Annotated in this window: 17 protein-coding genes; 8 read left to right on the top strand and 9 right to left on the bottom strand. The window is 40.5% G+C overall.

The window, feature by feature from the left end:
* Positions 1 to 148 precede the first annotated feature (148 nt).
* Positions 149 to 988, top strand: a complete 840-nt coding sequence (locus tag FHX64_RS08030) for an ATP-binding cassette domain-containing protein (RefSeq protein ID WP_183413262.1) — start codon at positions 149 to 151, stop codon at positions 986 to 988.
* Here the strand turns inward: FHX64_RS08030 and FHX64_RS08025 are convergent.
* The 4 genes from FHX64_RS08025 to FHX64_RS08010 form a co-directional block, all read right to left on the bottom strand.
* Positions 980 to 2,818: an ABC transporter transmembrane domain-containing protein gene (locus tag FHX64_RS08025; RefSeq protein ID WP_183413261.1), complete on the bottom strand. Its 1,839-nt coding sequence runs from the start codon at positions 2,816 to 2,818 to the stop codon at positions 980 to 982. The genes FHX64_RS08030 and FHX64_RS08025 overlap by 9 nt on opposite strands.
* A gap of 44 nt (positions 2,819 to 2,862) precedes the next feature.
* Complete coding sequence (purB, locus tag FHX64_RS08020; protein ID WP_183413259.1) at positions 2,863 to 4,206, bottom strand: adenylosuccinate lyase; 1,344 nt, start codon at positions 4,204 to 4,206, stop codon at positions 2,863 to 2,865.
* A gap of 13 nt (positions 4,207 to 4,219) precedes the next feature.
* On the bottom strand, positions 4,220 to 4,975 hold the full coding sequence (kdsB, locus tag FHX64_RS08015; RefSeq protein ID WP_183413570.1) for a 3-deoxy-manno-octulosonate cytidylyltransferase: 756 nt from the start codon (positions 4,973 to 4,975) through the stop codon (positions 4,220 to 4,222).
* A 96-nt stretch (positions 4,976 to 5,071) separates the two neighbouring features.
* A complete protein-coding gene (locus tag FHX64_RS08010; protein WP_183413257.1) occupies positions 5,072 to 5,539 on the bottom strand; it encodes an HAD family hydrolase in 468 nt (155 codons plus the stop codon).
* A gap of 433 nt (positions 5,540 to 5,972) precedes the next feature.
* Between FHX64_RS08010 and FHX64_RS08005 the strand changes: the two genes are divergently transcribed.
* From FHX64_RS08005 to FHX64_RS07990, 4 genes are all read left to right on the top strand, one after another.
* Positions 5,973 to 6,554 carry a YceI family protein gene (locus FHX64_RS08005; protein WP_183413255.1) on the top strand — a complete coding sequence of 194 codons (582 nt, stop codon included), beginning with the start codon at positions 5,973 to 5,975 and terminating at the stop codon, positions 6,552 to 6,554.
* 28 nt (positions 6,555 to 6,582) lie between these two features.
* The gene (locus FHX64_RS08000) at positions 6,583 to 7,893 is read left to right on the top strand and encodes a hypothetical protein (protein ID WP_183413253.1); all 1,311 of its coding nucleotides are present in this window, start codon (positions 6,583 to 6,585) and stop codon (positions 7,891 to 7,893) included.
* A 152-nt stretch (positions 7,894 to 8,045) separates the two neighbouring features.
* Positions 8,046 to 8,642, top strand: a complete 597-nt coding sequence (locus tag FHX64_RS07995) for a YceI family protein (RefSeq protein WP_183413252.1) — start codon at positions 8,046 to 8,048, stop codon at positions 8,640 to 8,642.
* A gap of 122 nt (positions 8,643 to 8,764) precedes the next feature.
* Complete coding sequence (locus tag FHX64_RS07990) at positions 8,765 to 9,217, top strand: RrF2 family transcriptional regulator (protein ID WP_183413250.1); 453 nt, start codon at positions 8,765 to 8,767, stop codon at positions 9,215 to 9,217.
* 26 nt (positions 9,218 to 9,243) lie between these two features.
* On the opposite strand, the gene FHX64_RS07985 is transcribed toward FHX64_RS07990, so the two are convergent.
* The 5 genes from FHX64_RS07985 to eno all read right to left on the bottom strand — a co-directional run bounded on the left by FHX64_RS07985 (position 9,244) and on the right by eno (position 14,854).
* On the bottom strand, positions 9,244 to 10,563 hold the full coding sequence (locus FHX64_RS07985; protein WP_183413248.1) for a MutS-related protein: 1,320 nt from the start codon (positions 10,561 to 10,563) through the stop codon (positions 9,244 to 9,246).
* Positions 10,564 to 10,591: 28 nt separating this feature from the next.
* Entirely contained in the window at positions 10,592 to 12,238 is a 1,647-nt protein-coding gene (locus tag FHX64_RS07980; protein ID WP_183413247.1) for a dynamin family protein, read from the bottom strand.
* A gap of 157 nt (positions 12,239 to 12,395) precedes the next feature.
* A complete protein-coding gene (locus FHX64_RS14260) occupies positions 12,396 to 13,010 on the bottom strand; it encodes an MFS transporter (RefSeq protein ID WP_221202166.1) in 615 nt (204 codons plus the stop codon).
* Between the two features lie 20 nt (positions 13,011 to 13,030).
* The gene (locus FHX64_RS14255) at positions 13,031 to 13,558 is read right to left on the bottom strand and encodes an MFS transporter (RefSeq protein ID WP_221202165.1); all 528 of its coding nucleotides are present in this window, start codon (positions 13,556 to 13,558) and stop codon (positions 13,031 to 13,033) included.
* 15 nt (positions 13,559 to 13,573) lie between these two features.
* Positions 13,574 to 14,854 (bottom strand): phosphopyruvate hydratase, encoded by a 1,281-nt coding sequence (eno, locus tag FHX64_RS07970; protein WP_183413245.1) that lies wholly within the window; start codon positions 14,852 to 14,854, stop codon positions 13,574 to 13,576.
* Between the two features lie 424 nt (positions 14,855 to 15,278).
* Here eno and FHX64_RS07965 point away from each other — a divergent pair, with 424 nt between their 5' ends.
* The 3 genes from FHX64_RS07965 to FHX64_RS07955 are packed head-to-tail and all read left to right on the top strand — an operon-like array spanning position 15,279 to position 17,260.
* Positions 15,279 to 15,710 (top strand): MarR family winged helix-turn-helix transcriptional regulator, encoded by a 432-nt coding sequence (locus tag FHX64_RS07965; RefSeq protein ID WP_183413243.1) that lies wholly within the window; start codon positions 15,279 to 15,281, stop codon positions 15,708 to 15,710.
* 6 nt (positions 15,711 to 15,716) lie between these two features.
* Positions 15,717 to 16,925 (top strand): MFS transporter, encoded by a 1,209-nt coding sequence (locus FHX64_RS07960; RefSeq protein WP_183413241.1) that lies wholly within the window; start codon positions 15,717 to 15,719, stop codon positions 16,923 to 16,925.
* Between the two features lie 11 nt (positions 16,926 to 16,936).
* Positions 16,937 to 17,260: a hypothetical protein gene (locus tag FHX64_RS07955; RefSeq protein ID WP_221202164.1), complete on the top strand. Its 324-nt coding sequence runs from the start codon at positions 16,937 to 16,939 to the stop codon at positions 17,258 to 17,260.
* Positions 17,261 to 17,467: the final 207 nt, after the last annotated feature.

Here is a 17,467-nt window from a genome sequence, read left to right as displayed (position 1 = left end):
AGTTATAGCGTTTCAATCATAGATGATTTTTGTAAAAATAGTGTACCTTTGTGCGGCAGTCTTGAAGAATCACGCGTGCAGATAGATTTGTTACACAGAATAATTGCCTATTTTCAAGAGAGCAAAAGATATTTCAGATATTAGATCCATGGAAGAAAATTATTTAATTAATTATCAAGGTGTTGATGTTTGTCATGGGGATTTGGTAATTCTCCATAATGTTCAATGGAAAATTGCTCAAGGCGAATTTATATATCTTTTGGGTAAGGTTGGTAGCGGAAAAAGCTCGCTATTGAAAACCTTATATGGAGAGATCCCGGTAGAAGAGGGGGAAGCTCATATTTTTGACTATAATCTGTCTAGAATAAAAAGGAGACAGATCCCTTTGCTCCGACGTAAAATAGGAATAATCTTTCAGGATTTTCAGTTGCTTGCCGATCGGTCAGTATATGATAATCTTGTATTTGTGTTGAAAGCCACTGGCTGGAAGAATAAGCAGGAAATTAGCGAGCAAGTGCTGCAGGTGTTGCAACAAGTTGGAATGGAGCATGCAAAATACAAATTCCCACACCAGCTTTCGGGGGGTGAACAGCAAAGAGTTGTTATTGCCCGTGCTTTACTTAATTCGCCAGAATTGATTTTAGCAGATGAACCGACCGGGAATGTAGACATGGAAACTGGAGAGAAACTTATGGCTCTGTTGCATGAAATTCATCGTGCGGGGACAACTGTCATTGTGGCTACTCATAATGTCCGTTGGGTGGAATTGTTCCCGGGTCGCATTTTCCATTGTACCACGCAAAAGCTTGAAGGACAAAAATCTACTGACATTGAAGATGAATCTGCTACGCAAACAGAAGAACCTTCTGAAATAGAAGAAATTGTTCCCGATGAAACAAGTAATTTACATTCAGCTCTGTCCGAATTGGAAGAACAGGCTGAATCGGACAGCGACACCAAACCTTCAGAGGAATCAATTTCAGAATGATTGCATGTCATACAACCTTTTGTAATATCCGTTAAGCGCGAGTAGTTCTTCGTGTTTCCCTCGTTCTACAATTTGTCCTTCATGCAATACGCAAATTTCATCCGCTCTCTTGACTGTTGAAAGACGGTGAGCAATGACAATGGACGTTCTGTTTTGCATCAATTGATCAATCGCATTTTGCACAAGGCGTTCTGATTCCGTATCGAGAGAAGATGTCGCTTCATCCAATACTAAAATAGGTGGATTTTTCAACACAGCCCTGGCGATGCTGATTCGTTGCCTTTGACCACCTGAAAGCTTGGTTCCCCGGTCCCCGATTCGGGTTTCATATCCTTGTTCGGACGCTAATATAAATTCGTGTGCATTGGCAATTTTTGCAGCCTCAATGATTTGTTCTTCAGTTGCATTGTCTACACCAAACTTAATGTTGTTCAGGAATGTATCGTTAAATAAAATAGGTTCCTGATTTACATATCCCATCAAAGCCCGTAATTCATACAGTTGAACATCTTTGATATTGATATTATCAATGAGTATTTCTCCCTGATCGACATCATAAAACCGGGGAAGCAAATCGGCCATGGTTGATTTGCCTGATCCTGACTGACCAACAATTGCAATTGTTTTCCCATGTTCAATAGTAAGGCTAATGTCACGTAAGACCCATTCGTTTTGATATTTAAACCATACGTTGCTATACTCTATCTTTTCATGAAAAGCAGGCAATGGCAGTGGATGTTCTGCAATCGTTAATGTGTTCTTCGCTTTGAGGATTTTATCGATCCGTTCCAGGGAAGCCATTCCTTTTTGGATACTGTAAACCGCTCTGGATAAATCTTTGGCTGGATTGATAATGCTGTAAAAAATAATGAGATAATAGATAAATGTCGGTGCAGTAACATGGCTGTGATGTGTCAGGATTAGCATACCGCCAAACCATAATAAAACGGCAATAACTACTGTTCCAAGGAATTCACTCATTGGATGCGCCAACAAATAGCGACTATCTAAACGCGTAAATGTTTTGCGAAGTTGCTCGTTGGTCTCAGCAAAGCTTTCCTTCATTTTCTTTTCTGCATTAAATGCTTTGATAATGCGAAGTCCACCTAAGGTCTCCTCAATACGGATCAACAATTGACCGAGTTGCTGTTGTCCGGTTAGTGATCTTGACTTCAGTTTTTTTCCTACCAACCCAATAAAATATCCACTCACCGGTAGCAACACCATTACAAACAGAGATAATTGCCAGCTTATGAGGAATAAAGTCAGGACATAGATCAAAATAATAATAGGATTTTTGAATAACATATCGAGGGAACTGATTACCGAATTTTCAATTTCCGCCACATCGCCTGTCATTCTTGAAATGATGTCACCTTTTCGTTCCTCGGTAAAGAACGCCAGCGGCAAACTTAATACTTTAGCGTAAATGTCACGGCGTAAATCCCGTAATACACCAGTTCGTATCGGAACGATACAATAGTTTGCTAAAAATGAAAGTCCGGTTTTGAAGAATGTTGTAACAACTAAAAACAAACCCAGAAACGCTAATGTGGCAATTGCTCCTTGTTCGTGAATTGTACTGGTTATAAACCAGAATATATTATTTTTCCATGCTGAGGTGATATGTCCCAGCGACTCAGTCCATGACCATGCCTGGTAACTATAAGAAGCTGTTTCAATCCCGAAAAGGATTTGTAAAATCGGAATAATCGCACCAAACGAAAAAAGACTGAATAGTGTCGACAGGACATTGCTTAAAAGACTGCCGGCTACATATTTCTTATAAGGAGGAACAAATCGTTTGAGGATTTTGAAAAAACTATTCACAAGATAGGGGTTTATAGGGTTTCTGGATTTTTATTTGATAGCGTTTATTCTCCTGTATAATTTTCCGGAGTAATAGCCATTAATTCATTTTTTACAGACTCATTTACATCCAGCTGATTAATGAATGCTTGTATTGACGCTTCTGTAATAGCCTCATTTGTGCGGGTCAAGGCTTTTAATGCTTCATATGGTGCAGGGTAACCTTCTCGACGTAAAATAGTTTGAATTCCTTCGGCAACAACCGCCCAGTTCTTTTGCAGGTCACCAATGATGGAAGTTTCGTGAAGCACCAGTTTTCCCAGTCCTTTCTTTAAACTTTCAATGGCAATAATGGTATGGGCAAACGGAATTCCGATGTTGCGCAATACGGTAGAATCTGTCAGATCCCTTTGCAACCGCGAGATTGGTAACTTGGAAGCTAAATATTCGAACAACGTATTTGCGATACCAAGATTACCTTCCGCATTTTCAAAATCAATAGGATTTACCTTGTGAGGCATGGCCGAAGAGCCGACCTCTCCTGCCTTGATACGTTGTTTGAAATAATCCATCGAGATATACATCCAGATATCACGGCTTAAATCAATCAAAACGGTATTGATGCGTTTGACTGCATCACAAATGGCTGCCAAATGATCATAATTAGAAATTTGCGTAGTCCATTGTTCGCGCTGAAGTCCCAACGTTTCACCGACGAATTCATTGGCAAATTGTTTCCAGTTGTATTCGGGGAAAGCCACATGATGCGCATTAAAATTACCGGTAGCTCCTCCGAATTTTGCCGACACAGGAGTTTGCCTTAATAATTGCAATTGTTCTTCAGCACGATATACGAAGACCATTAATTCTTTTCCAAGGCGGGTAGGCGATGCTGGTTGTCCGTGTGTTTTAGCCAGCATGGGAATTGACATCCATTGCTCAGCTAAGCCACGTAATTGTTGAATCAATTCTTCGAGTTGCCGGTTAAAAATATCGTCCATCGCTTCCTTTAACGATAGAGGAATGGCTGTGTTGTTTATGTCCTGAGAGGTCAATCCGAAGTGAATGAATTCTTTATATTCATCTAACCGAAGATTATCAAACTTTTCCTTTATAAAGTATTCAACTGCTTTTACGTCATGATTGGTGGTTCGTTCAATCTCTTTAATACGTTCTGCATCACCTTCGGCGAATTCTGTATAAATTCTTCTTAGTGAAGGGAAAACAGAAGCATCGATTTTAGCCAACGGAGCCAAAGGAATGTTGCAGAGTGCAATGAAATATTCGATTTCGACACGGACACGATAGCGTATTAATGCAAACTCAGAAAAATAACCATCTAATGATTCTGTTTTGGAACGATAACGACCATCTACCGGAGAAATAGCGGTAAGCGTAGATAAGTTCATATTAAATATTTAATTATAAAGAGTGTAATGCGTAATATTCGCGAGCCTTTTCCAGATCTTCTGGTGTGTCAACGGCTATGGTTTCAAAGTTGACAATGCCGACCTGGATGCGAAATCCATTTTCCAGCCAGCGTAATTGTTCCAGCGATTCAGCTATTTCGAGAGATGATTGGGTAAGCTGGGTAATTTTTTCCAATACGTCTGCCTTATAAGCATACATTCCAATATGTTTATAAAATATCTGATTTTTCAACCATTCTGTATGGGGAAAGTTCCGGATATAAGGAATGACGGAACGACTAAAGTAGAGAGCTTCCTGTTGATGATTCAAAACTACTTTAGGAGAATTGGAGTTAAACAACAGCTCAAAGTTATCATCAGAAGAGAACGGCTTCACCAATGTTGCGATCTGAGTGCTGGGCTTCTGAAAACATTCTTTCAGTGATTCAATGTGTTCTGGTTTTACAAAAGGTTCATCTCCCTGAATATTGATAATGACATCAAAGGGTTGTTTCAGGTTTGTAAAAGCCTCAAAGCACCGGTCTGTGCCGCTTTTGTGCCGATCAGAGGTCATGATGGCTTCTCCTCTAAATGCTTTAACAGCATCGAAAATCCGATTGTCATCGGTTGCCACAACTACCCTGTCAAGTGTCTTCTTTGCTTGCTCATACACATGCTGAATCATTGGCTTACCACCAATGTCGGCTAATGGTTTACCCGGAAATCTTGTAGAAGCGTAACGTGCAGGAATAATACCTAAAAACGATATGTGATTGTTGGCGGAAATCATATTAACCTGAAATTGTGTTTGAAATACAAAGGTACGAAATTATCATCAACCGTTCATATAGCTCCTGCCGTATGTTTAATTACGTAAAGTGGCAACCAGCCGCAAGGGGTTAGTTAGTAATGCCAATGCGTCTATGATGGATAAACAGATAACATCTGCTGTTGAAAGCATAGAAGCATGAGCTCCTTCCCGTTGCAAGACGGCAATGCCCAACATTGCTGTTTGTAACATTAATGAGTCATTGCGTCCATTTCCTATTGCCACTACACTTTCTTTCCCTAATCGAGTCACATAGTCGGCTTTTTGTTGAGATTGATTCATTGGCTCAATGATATGCATCTGGCATGGAATATTCTTTATTTCCCTACCTACTGTTCCAAAAGTGTCAGCAGTTATCACATGAATTTGCAAGTTTTCGCTTAAAGTATGTAGTAGTTGCGATACCCCATCAATGAGTACTCCGTCTATTGCTATTGTCCCGTTAAAGTCGAGTACAAGATGATGAAGCTGTAGAGCCTCCTGACCTGGAATTTCTATTTTCATAGGATAAAATGTTGATTGGGTTAAAGTCCGGGTATATTTATTTTGTTAATTTGTAGTTGCTTGCTATAAAAGACAGGTTGATTTCATGGCAAAGTTCCATGATGATGATTAAATAATTCAAATTTCAGACAGGATACTTATAAATAATCTTGTCCAAAATTGAATCCTCCAGATAAAAAATAGTTTTTTCCCCAGCTATTTTTCTTCTGTTTTGATCCATCGGTTCAATCAAGATTACCAATAAAATAAGGAATTATTTCATCAATGAAATCTTACAAAGATAATGAAATTCCATCGAAAAATCGATTGTCTTTATTGCTGTTGCTTTTCCTTTTTTCTTTTCTGTTAACAATGTCAATACAATACATATTGTTCCGAGACAGGAATAGTTCTACTTTTGTCCTACTAATTCAATAGGATAAAAGAGTAAATTATGAACACAAAAAACAAATTAGTTTTATTTGCAATTGTATTATTTACAATGTCTTTCAGCGTTGCTCATGCTGAAGATACCTACGACATTGTTCCGTCTATGAGTTCAATGGAAGTGCTTGGAACGTCTACGCTTCACAATTGGCACATGAATGCGAGCAACATTATTTCAACGGCAAAAGTAGTCAATAACACCCAAATTGTTAGTTCGCTCTTCAAAGTTGAAGTCAACAGCTTGAAAAGCAGTGAAGGCACAATGATGGATAATATTGCTCATAAGTCATTGAAAATGAAAAATTATCCTGAAATAATCTTTAGCATTCAATCTGCAAAGGTTAATAGCACCAACAAAACTGGCTTTGAAGGAACGGTTACAGGAAATTTGATGATCGCAGGCGTTACACGGGCAGTAGCAATTCCTGTGAATGTTACCTATCTGGTAAATAATATGATTAAAGTTGCAGGAAGTATTCCTCTTACAATGACTGAGTTTGGAATTAAACCTCCTACTGCCATGTTGGGGATGGTTAAGTCGGGAGATCAAATACGCGTTGCATTTGTGCTCATATTCAAAAAACAATAATGCTATTATTAATTTAAATTAGATGAAGATGAAGAAATTTCTTTTCTTGCCATTGTTAGCAATTACGATGGCTGTAAGTGGACAACAAATTGAATTGCCAGGGCAACAATTTGAGCAGCCTAAATTAAACAGCAATGATTTTACAAAGCTCAAGGTGCATATTGGTGGTGACTTTGCTTTACAATATCAGGATCTTCAAAATGTAGGGTCTCCTATTGTTTCAGTAAACGGAGTGCCGACTGAAGTTGGATTTATGCCTATTGGTTCAGGCGTCAATCTTCCTTCTGCTAACATGGTCATCAAAGCTGATGTTGCTCCTGGGATGCGTGTCGTTTTGACTACCTATTTAGCTTCACGTCACCACAATGATACATGGGTGAAAGGTGGGTATTTGCAAATGGATGCTCTCCCATTTATTAAAAGTGACTTACTTAGCGAAATCATGAAATATGTTACGATTAAGGTTGGTGATATGGAAGTGAACTACGGTGATGCTCATCTCCGCCGTTCAGATAACGGGAATGTTACAAGAAATGCTTTCGCTGAAAACTACATTATGGAAGCTTTCATGACAGCTCCTGCTGCTGAATTTATGTTCCGTAACAACGGTTGGATCGGCATGGTTGGTGTAACCGGTGGTTCGATGGATCCTTCCCTCGTTGGTTTTAAGAATAACACATTTGTGCCTTATTACATGGGCGAACACTTGGCCTTCTATGGCAAAGTTGGCTTTGACAAACAATTCAATAAGGATTTCAGGCTCCGTTTCACAGTGTCTCCATATTTAGCAGAACCAAATCCACAAGGAGGTTCGTTGTATAACTCTGATCGTGCAGGAGCAAGATATTATTCCATTTTGGTGCCTGCTCAGGTTGTCAGCGGAACCGCTCCTAATCAGGTATTGGCAATGAACTCCACAGGAACTGATATTACTACCAACCAATCCTTAGGTCACTGGGGCCCTGGAATGACATATACAGATAATTCATTGATGGTAAACCTTTTTGCAGCATATCAAAGAGCTGAATTGTTTACGACATATGAAGTTGCAAGCGGAACAAATGTACAAAACGGTCCTCATTACACCTACAATCAATTTGCTGTTGAAGGTATCTATCATATGGGTGACAAAGATCAATATTATTTGGGCGCACGCTACAACGAAGTATCTAACCAGTTATCGCAATCGGTTAACCGTGTTCAACTTGCTGCCGGATGGTATTTGACTAAAAATATTTTGTTGAAGGCTGAATATGTAGATCAAAAATATCATGTACCTGCTTATACTGCCAACGCCGGTTTCAAAGGCCTAATGGTAGAGTCTGGTATTTCTTTCTGATGGCGTAGTGTAGATTAGATTGAGTTTTTCAATCAGACGAAAAGGGGTTAACCTTATTGAATTATAGAGACTGTGCAGTCTGAGATTTCAAAAAGGTTAACCTCTTTTCCCTTTCCTATTGAGAATGGAATTTTTGAAATAATTTTGCCCGTATGATTGTTCGTCGACGAAAATATAGTTTTACGGTTTTATTGTTGGCTTTTGTTCTGGTTGTACCGGTCAGAGCGGCAACTTCGCATATGGCGCTTTGTTTTTCACTACAGCAACTTTCCATCGACGGGCATACCAATGTAAATACCTTTTGGCTTAAATATGCCAGGAATAATTCTCCCTTGATTTCCAGCGATTTTTCAACGCAACAGGAAAGTTTATTTGCTGTGAGCATCCCGGTGAATGAATTTGTATTTAGCAATCATTTGATGAAACATGATTTTTTATCAATGATTCATGCCGATCAATATCCCGATATCCGGATACAACTAAAAGATTTGCAGAAAATAGCTTCTTTTCAGAAAGATTCTACGGATGTGGTGAATGTGGATATTACGTTGGCCGGCATAAAACGGTCCGTAAGCGTTGTCTGCAATATCGATAAGGGAGACGAATGCCATTTTGACGTCACTGGGACGAAAGCGATGAAATTATCTGATTTTGAATTGATTCCACCTGCAAAGTTTTTTGGGCTAGTTAAAGTGAATGACGACATTGTGATCCATTTTGAAATAAGATTGATTTTGCATAATAATTAGCTTCTTCTGTTGAATATTGCATAAAACATTGCATAAAATATGCTACCTTTGTCAGCAAGATAGCAAACAATTAAAGCAGGATGAGATAAAATAAGCTTTTCATTTTTAGAAATTATTTATCCATGAAAATAAGCACTCGAACACGTTACGGCATCAGGGCAATGGCAGAAATCGCCCAAGCGTTACCAGGCCATGGTGTATATCAAAAAGACATTGCTTTCAGGCAACAAATCTCTGTAAAATACCTGGATAGTATTATTCAGGCATTGAAAACCTCTAATTTGATTGTCAATATAAGAGGTAAAAAAAGCGGATATATATTGACACGTGCTCCGGAACAGATTACCATGCTTGACATTCACAATGCATTTGAAAACGGAATTTGCATTATTGAATGTTTATCGCCTGCAGTACGCTGCGACAGGGTACCTGATTGCAAAGCTTACCAGTTTTGGAATAATCTCAATTCCATTATTGTTGATTATTTCAAATCGATCACGTTGAAGGATGTTATTGACAAACAAATTGTCGATTTGGACAGGCTGAATTTTCCCAGCACTTCATTTTTGTGCTAACCAGATTGCATACAGTCTCAAACTGCCTATGGCATTTTCCTTACAAGTAATTGATTGATGCCTTCATTTTCTATGATCTTCATTCCTAGTCGCATAGTGCTTACCCCTTCCTGTAAAGTATAAGTGAATGAAGGTTTTCCGTCTTTGATAAATGATTCAAAACAGAGGAATTGAACGTTGGAGAAGGGCATTATTTTCGGACTAATTTCGGTTAGGTGTGACGAAATAATAAACAGATCGTCTTTCCACGGCAATAGTTGTTGCATGATGGTAGTTGAAGCCTCAACTGCATCTTTTATATTGGTTCCCCTGAATAATTCATCGAAGATGGAGAATACCCGTTCTCCGTTGTGTAAAGCGACGGCGAGCTGCCTGATACGTTTTACTTCGCTGAAGAAGTAGCTGTATCCGATCGCGATATTATCGGTAAATGTTATACCGGTGATTAATCTATCAACATAAGCTATCCGTGCTTTTTTTGCCGGAACTCCCATGCCCAGATGGGCAAAATATACAGATAATCCAATTGTTTTCAGAAATGTTGTCTTGCCTGACATGTTGGCTCCGGTGAGAAAAATGAAGTTGCGCTCCTGGTTCATATCTACACAAGCCGGTATGGCATTTTTCAGCAGAGGATGGTACATCGCTTCAACCTGAAACAATGGTTGCCCGGTGTTGATTATTTCCGGAAACTGAAATTTCAACCTGACTGTCGTGACGGCCATGGATAACAAAGCATCCAATTCATAGTATGCATCAATTAACGCCATAAAGGGTTCCTTTAATACGGTACGGAGCGCCCTGTCTGCTTTCAGGCAATGATGAAACGATATGGCTTGCTCCCTGTTGATGTCTTTAATGCTCTGAAATGATGCATCCCCTTCTATCAACTGTAACTGATGCTCTATTTGCTTCAAAATCAAAGGAAGTTCACTTGTGTCTTTCCGTATCATTTGCTGCAACATGGCTGCAAAGCGGATAACTTCCGGCAGACTGCTTTTCAGGAACCGGAATGACGCGATGTCCGATAGGCAGAACTGAACACTCGTGATCCAATGATCATTGGCCACTACCTCAATATTGGAAGTAAAATATTCTTCTATGGCTTTCATCTGTATATCATTGGCAGGCAGATGAAATTGATCATGATTTTCGCTAAAATAACGAATTGCCTCTTGTTGCTCAATCAGTAGTTCATAAGATCCGGGAGGATGCATCAGTTTGTCACGCAAGCGATAACTTCCTCCCGTCGTTTTTGTTTGATTGATTAGATGAAAGACCGGAGTGCCGTCGTCTTCAGTGTGAAGAATTTCCAGATCATACAATGTTTGTGTGTCGATTAACATGCGATGTAAGATAAATCAACCGAAAAAATTACTTTATAGCATTTGTTTCAACGTCTGCCTGCATGGTTTTTAACTTCCCGAGCGATTCTGTCAGTTCTTCGTTGTTCCCGGTTTCGCGGGTCAGGATATTGATAATAATAGTCATCTCAGATTTGATATAGGTAACAGCCTGGGCATGTAATGCGTCGATGGACTGAAATATCTTGGTGGTAACAAAAGAAATATAGCGATGCAGGTTTTTCTCGGCTTCTAATGGTATCTGCTTTTTGAAATGATTGTAAAACAAACGGCTAAAGCCTTTTATGGGCAAAAAGAACAACAATGAATCGAGATGGGAATCGAAGACGCGGTAGATGGAAACATCAGGTTTCTCAACGCCCATAAAATCACATTGCCAGTATGTTTCTGATAAATGAATTCCAAAACTTTCTGTCAGTTTTTCCTCTAGTTGTTGTCGGAATTGCACAGCAGTGTATCGGTAATAATCTAGATACTCCATGACGAGTTGATTAATTTGGTCATAGTACGATTCATCGATTTTCAATAACTCCTTCCGGATGTTTTTTGCCAGCCATTGTTCAAATTGTTTGGAGACATTGAACAGTGTGCCTCTGAAATATTGAAAATCGTGTTCAAAGGTAATTTGCAAATTATGTTCCATTTCCTGCAGGCAGGAAATGATGATTGTTTCCAGTTTTTCGCGTATTTCACCTTTGAATGATGACGTGGAAAGCATCATTTCTTTTTCGTGATGATGGTGGTTACGCTCCATTTCCTGTAGTGTCTTCGTTATCTGATTCTTTTCTGCAAGGCGTTTCAAGGATGCCTGTAGCGCCAGATCGGCATAGACAATGCTTTGTCGGATAGCTGCTTTGAATTTAAAAAGCATAATTTCCTCCCGTTTTTGATCAATCTTATCGTGTAAGGGAGTAATAACTTGTTCTAAGATTGATTTTCTCTGTTGATCGGTTTGCGTAATGGTGGAATATTCCAGTACTTCTATGTCACGTTGTAAGGATTTGCTTACCGAGGCGTTTATGTACTGCCGTATCTCCTGCAATTCTTTTGACCCAAACAAGTCTGTTTTTGTTACTACAATAACCAGGTCGGGACAATAGGTAGCAATTCCTTTTAGCAGAGTGATGTCTTCTTCCGACAAAGGCCGTTCGGCGCTGATAACGGCAATGGCCAATCCTGTGAAAGGCAACCATTCCAGCGTAGTGTCACTATTATGTTTGTAAAAACTTCCCAAGCCGGGTGTATCTACAAAGGAAATATTAGAAAACGGTTCTAACGCAGGATGAAAGACTTCGGCTTGTGCTACTTTTCGTTCATTGTTTGGGTTATGTTTTTCTGTAACGTATGTAGCCAGATGATCCAGAGTTGTGTTCAGTTCGGTGCCATCGATAAATTGGATATGCACGGATGGCTCGTGATCGTAAAGAATCTGCGTTACGATGGCAGTGAGAGGCACAACGCCCACAGGCAATATATCATTTTGCAGGAGACTATTAATTAGAGAGCTTTTGCCGGTTTTGAACTGGCCTAATACGGCTACGTTAATCTTTCTTCGTTTGTCGTTGAGCAATGCTTCCAAAGGACGTGTCAGGTCAGGTGCTCCGGTGAGTACGTTAATCCGTTTGATTTCCGTTAGTAGTATTGTATAATCCTGCATGATAGAATGATTTATAAGTTCTCGCAACCATGTAAAACTTTCACCTCAAGTGAAGGCGTGATTAACCATGCTCTACCAATTTGGTAGTTTCTTCCTTAACTTTCCGGCTTTCTGTAGCTTTTTTTATTTTTTCCTGTGGTTTGGATTATTCAGCTTCTCATCTTGCCAATTTCATTTTGCTCAGTTTAATGAAAAAAGGAAGTGAAAGGAGTTGTATGATCAGCGAAAACAAAACAACGGATGTGATGGAATGATCGTATAACCATCCCATAAGAGCGCTTCCGGCAAACCAGGTCATCCCAAAAATAGCATTGAACAATCCAAATCCGGTCGCTCTTTTGCCTGCCGGGAAAATAGATGCCAGGACAGCATTCACAATTGATTCCATTGCTCCCATGCCGATGCCCCACAGTATCATCCCGATGAGGGCGGTTGTGTTATTCCCCCAAAAGACTAGTGGAGCAAAGAAAGCAGCTATCACAGTGCTGCCAATGAGTGTTTTGATTCCGAATTTGTCAAACAGGTGTCCGAGCACCAAAGCTGAGATTGCGTCCGATCCCATGGCAATAGCATACATGACCGGAATCCATTGAACCGCTATTTGTCCGCTTTTGTCAAAGTGGAATGCAATGAGGGAATAATCTGCAAAGCCGGCGCCAATGAGCGACAAAGCAATAACATACAACCAGAAGAATTGCTTTGAATTCATTTTATGCAACGAAGCCTTGTCAACTTCCTGTTGTTGCGTTACCGGATATTTGATGCGGGCCACAACCAAAACGGTAATGGCAATCAATGCGGGAATAAACAGTATGGCAAAAGATGTGGTGTAGCGGTGGGAGAAGTAATAGGAACACTGATAATGAGTGGTCCCATGACAGCTCCGATCTGATCGAGCGCTTCGTGAACGCCGAACCCTTTCCCATGACCCACCGTTGACGTGACATTCGAAAGAATTGCATCACGCGCAGGCTTCCGAATCGCTTTTCCTGTACGTTCCAGAATCATTAGCAAAGCAGCCATCTCCCAACTTCCGGCTAATGCCAACATTGGCACGGCCAACAGGTTGACGAAATAACCAACAAAAGTAATCGTCCAGTATTGATGTGTTTTATCCGATATCCATCCCGAGAGCAACCGTAATGCGTTTCCAATCAATTCACCAAAGCCGGCAATGATGCCAACGGCTGTTGCGCTTGCTCCCAAGGTTGCTAAAAAAGGGCCGGTAATACTCCGAGCCCCTTCATAAGTCATATCGGCAAACAGGCTGACAATACCGATAAGCACAATAAATATCCACGCTGGCTTGTGTGTGGTCATTGTCCTTTTCTGTTGCTATGCATTTTTAAATGTTTTCTTGCCGGCAAAGCGTGCCATGCTACCCAGTTCCTGTTCAATACGCATCAACTGGTTAAACTTTTCAATTCTTTCTCCGCGGCATCCGCTTCCGGTTTTCAAATGTCCGGCATTGACGGCTACTGTCAGATCGGCGATAAAGCTGTCGACTGTTTCTCCGCTCCGGTGAGATACAAAACAATTGTATCCGTTTCTGAAAGCCAGTTCTATTGTTTCAAGCGTTTCCGAAACAGACCCTATCTGGTTCAGCTTGATCAGGATGGAGTTCCCCACCTGTTGTTCAATCCCTTTTTGCAAAATGGCTTTATTGGTGCAGAAGATATCATCTCCCACCAACTCGATTTTCTGACCAAGTGTCTGGGTTAAGCTTGCCCAGCCTGTCCAGTCATTTTCTGCCAATCCATCTTCCAGCGACACAATTGGATATTGAGTTGCCCAGCTTTCCCATAATTTGATCATCTCATCGCTGCTGAGGAGTTTTCCTGAGCTTTTGAACATTTTATACTTCCCGTCTTCCCACATTTCGCTTGATGCCGGGTCGAGGCATAAGCTTACGTCGTCGCCCGGCTTGTAACCGGCTTTGTGAATGGCTTCGAGGATCACTTCAACGGCTTCTTCGTTTGACTTCAGATCGGGAGCAAAGCCTCCTTCGTCGCCCACGCCGGTGCTGTAACCTTTGGCTTTTAATACTGACTTTAGCGAGTGGAATACTTCAATTCCCATGCGGATCGATTCTGCAAAGGAAGATGCGTTGTGAGGTGCAATCATAAATTCCTGAAAATCCACATTGTTGTCGGCATGTTTCCCGCCGTTGATGATGTTCATACAGGGAACAGGCAAAACAAACGAGTTGACTCCGCCTAAATAGCGATACAATGGAAGCTTTTCACTGGTTGCTTTTGCCCGGGCATAAGCCATTGAAACACCTAAAATGGCATTGGCTCCCAGTTTTGCTTTGTTTGGCGTACCGTCCAGCCCGATCATTAAATAATCCAATTCGCGTTGGCTACGGATGCACTTCCCTTCCAGTTCTTTGGCAATGATTTTATTGACATTTTCCACGGCCTGCAACACGCCTTTGCCGCCATATCTTTTTTTGTCGCCATCCCGAAGCTCGAAAGCTTCACGTTCGCCGGTGGAGGCTCCGCTTGGTACCATTGCGCGCGCGCGCGTCCCATCTTCCAACATGATTTCAACTTCCACTGTGGGGTTTCCTCTCGAATCGAGAATTTCAATCGCTTTTACTTTTTGAATTTTCATACGCTAATCATTTTATTTGTAATAAAACCTGCATGCCTTTGTTATTCACACTCATGAATACAAATAATTCCACATGTACGTTTCATATTAATTTGAAATTTAGAGTTTTAGTTTAAACGCATATTCTGTTTGCACAAAAAATATAACACAAAAATAACATACGAAAGCCCCTTTTGTCTCGTTTTTTGATGATGGAAGGTAATATAAGTCTTTTTTAATAATCATGTAGCCCCCGCAGACAACACTATACCTATTGTTTTAGTGTAGAAGAAGGGATGTGTTTTGATTATCAATGTAATAAGGATCAGAATTTGCAGGATTCCGGAATGTAGTGGTGAAAAATAGATGAAAGGATTTTGATAATAGAAAATAGTAAAGTAACTTTGCAAAGTTATTTTACTAATACACTTTATAATCATCTGCAATGGCTGAAATAAATGATGCTGAATTGGCAACAAAACTACGTGAGTCCGTTTCACGCCTTTTAAAGGTTATGAAACGGGAAATAAAACACGATGAACAGCTTTCGTTGACAGAGCGTTCTTCGTTGTCTTTAATTAGCAGGAGCTTCCGGATCACTCCTTCTGAACTGGCCCGAACAGAACAGGTGACGGGGCAGGCTATGTCACAAATTATCAATAAACTTCTGGAGCTTGGATTGATAGAGAAAATACCTTCAGAAACGGACAAAAGGAAGGTCTTTATTTCAGAAACCACTAAAGGACACGAATTTATTGAATTAAAAAGAACCAAAACCAGTGAGTGGTTGACAAAGGCTATCGCTAAAAAATGTACGGAAGAAGAAAAACGTGTATTGGATCAGGCTTCTGACATCCTGGCAAGACTTGTAGGATAGGACTGTATGAATATTGGTACATTTCGGGCATTCCGTAATCCTAATTACAGGTTATATTTTACAGGGCAATCCATTTCGTTAATCGGAACATGGATGCAGCGGACAGCTGTTTATTGGGTTGTCTTTGATCAGACGAATTCAAACTTTATGTTGGGATTGGTAGTGTTTGCTACACAATTTCCTTCCTTTTTGTTTTCACCATTAGGTGGCATTGCAATCGACCGGTATAATCGGTACCGTTTGACATTACTCACTCAGGCTGCCTTACTAGTGCAAGCCGGACTGCTTGCATCCATGGTGTTGTTTACCCATTATACGGTTTGGGGTATTTTTATCCTTAGCATTGTGCAGGGCATCATTAATGCATTCGATTTACCTGCCAGGCAGTCATTGGTGAATGAAATCATTGATAATAAAGAAAATCTGGCAAATGCTATCGCGCTAAATTCTTCCATGGGGAAGCTTGCCTGGCTGATTGGCCCTGCCGTTTCTGGTATTGTATTGGATAAATTCGGGGCAGGCATTTGTTTTTTGATTAATGCTTTAAGCTATTTGGCGGTGATCACTGCACTGGCATTCATAAAAGTAAGCCCCTATATCCCACAACCCCGTTCCCGCAATGCTTTTGTTGAAATAAAAGAAGGGTTCAGGTATGTCATAAATACTCCTTCGCTGAGAACTACAATTTTATTGCTCGCCTGCGTGAGCCTGTTGGTATTACCTTTTTACACCCTTCTTCCTGCGTTTGCCAAAGTAGTGTTCAGGGGGAATGCTGCTACTTATGGTTACCTGAACAGCATGATTGGAACAGGTTCGTTGACTGGAGCGATCGCTCTGGCTTCATTGAAGAGCAGTAAGCTTATGATGAAAATTTTGTTTGCCAGCCTGCTAATATTGGGCATTGCATTGATAGCCTTCTCGCATCTCACCCTTTTGCCTGTTGCGTTGTTTTTCCTTGCAATTGCCGGTTTTGCCATGATGTTTCAAACAACCGTCAGCCAAACCATTATTCAGCTTGAAGCGTCGGGTGAAATGCTTGGCCGTACACTGAGCTTTTTTATGATGGCTTTCTTCGGACTTCAACCGGTTGGAGGATTACTGATCGGAGCAGTGTCGGAACTTACGGGTGTTGCTAATGCCATCCTCTTTCAGGGCATTTGTGCGGTTATCATAACTATTCTATTCGGCTATTTTCTTAGAAGAAACAAATTATAACTCAATACAACATGGAAATAATTCATTGGAATAATTACCTGGCGGCATTTTTTGCCGGAAGCTTTTTTATGAATGCCATTCCTCACTTAGTGCAAGGACTATCGGGTAACTACTTTCCCACTCCTTTTGCAAAACCTCCGGGAAAAGGGCTTTCTTCTCCCCTGACCAATACTTTATGGGCTTTTGCCAACCTTTTAATTGGATTTCTGCTTTTCAAGGCAAGTAAAGTATCTTCCGACTTCAATCTGTTATTGCTTATTTTCTTTGCCGGCATGATAGCCATCAGTATTTTTTCTGCCATAAACTTTGCCAACAAAGCCGAGAAGCAGAGCTGATGTTTTTATATGCCGTGAGATAAGGATAAGATATAATTTTTTCGTTCCAGCAAATTCCCTGGTTGCCGCGCGATTGTATCGCGTAGCACCGGGGGTTGGAGAATCAAATTACTGAATCACTGATAAAACAGAAGGAAGTTAATTCACCATTTCTACAACCGATTAACTTTAGACCTATTGCTGATTATAGGCTCTTGTTGTTTATTC

This window comes from Microbacter margulisiae (assembly GCF_014192515.1).
In the GTDB taxonomy this organism is placed as follows: Bacteria; Bacteroidota; Bacteroidia; order Bacteroidales; family Paludibacteraceae; genus Microbacter; species Microbacter margulisiae.
This window is presented reverse-complemented; position numbering and strand designations above follow the sequence as displayed.

What these genes read in the sequence shown, in the direction of transcription:
- FHX64_RS08030 (WP_183413262.1), top strand. Translation starts at nt 149, where the DNA reads ATGGAAGAAAATTATTTAATTAATTATCAAGGTGTTGATGTTTGTCAT.
- purB (WP_183413259.1), bottom strand. Translation starts at nt 4,206, where the DNA reads ATGAACTTATCTACGCTTACCGCTATTTCTCCGGTAGATGGTCGTTAT.
- FHX64_RS08010 (WP_183413257.1), bottom strand. Translation starts at nt 5,539, where the DNA reads ATGAAAATAGAAATTCCAGGTCAGGAGGCTCTACAGCTTCATCATCTT.
- FHX64_RS08005 (WP_183413255.1), top strand. Translation starts at nt 5,973, where the DNA reads ATGAACACAAAAAACAAATTAGTTTTATTTGCAATTGTATTATTTACA.
- FHX64_RS08000 (WP_183413253.1), top strand. Translation starts at nt 6,583, where the DNA reads ATGAAGAAATTTCTTTTCTTGCCATTGTTAGCAATTACGATGGCTGTA.
- FHX64_RS07995 (WP_183413252.1), top strand. Translation starts at nt 8,046, where the DNA reads ATGATTGTTCGTCGACGAAAATATAGTTTTACGGTTTTATTGTTGGCT.
- FHX64_RS07990 (WP_183413250.1), top strand. Translation starts at nt 8,765, where the DNA reads ATGAAAATAAGCACTCGAACACGTTACGGCATCAGGGCAATGGCAGAA.
- FHX64_RS07985 (WP_183413248.1), bottom strand. Translation starts at nt 10,563, where the DNA reads ATGTTAATCGACACACAAACATTGTATGATCTGGAAATTCTTCACACT.
- FHX64_RS07980 (WP_183413247.1), bottom strand. Translation starts at nt 12,238, where the DNA reads ATGCAGGATTATACAATACTACTAACGGAAATCAAACGGATTAACGTA.
- FHX64_RS14255 (WP_221202165.1), bottom strand. Translation starts at nt 13,558, where the DNA reads ATGACCACACACAAGCCAGCGTGGATATTTATTGTGCTTATCGGTATT.
- eno (WP_183413245.1), bottom strand. Translation starts at nt 14,854, where the DNA reads ATGAAAATTCAAAAAGTAAAAGCGATTGAAATTCTCGATTCGAGAGGA.
- FHX64_RS07965 (WP_183413243.1), top strand. Translation starts at nt 15,279, where the DNA reads ATGGCTGAAATAAATGATGCTGAATTGGCAACAAAACTACGTGAGTCC.
- FHX64_RS07960 (WP_183413241.1), top strand. Translation starts at nt 15,717, where the DNA reads ATGAATATTGGTACATTTCGGGCATTCCGTAATCCTAATTACAGGTTA.
- FHX64_RS07955 (WP_221202164.1), top strand. Translation starts at nt 16,937, where the DNA reads ATGGAAATAATTCATTGGAATAATTACCTGGCGGCATTTTTTGCCGGA.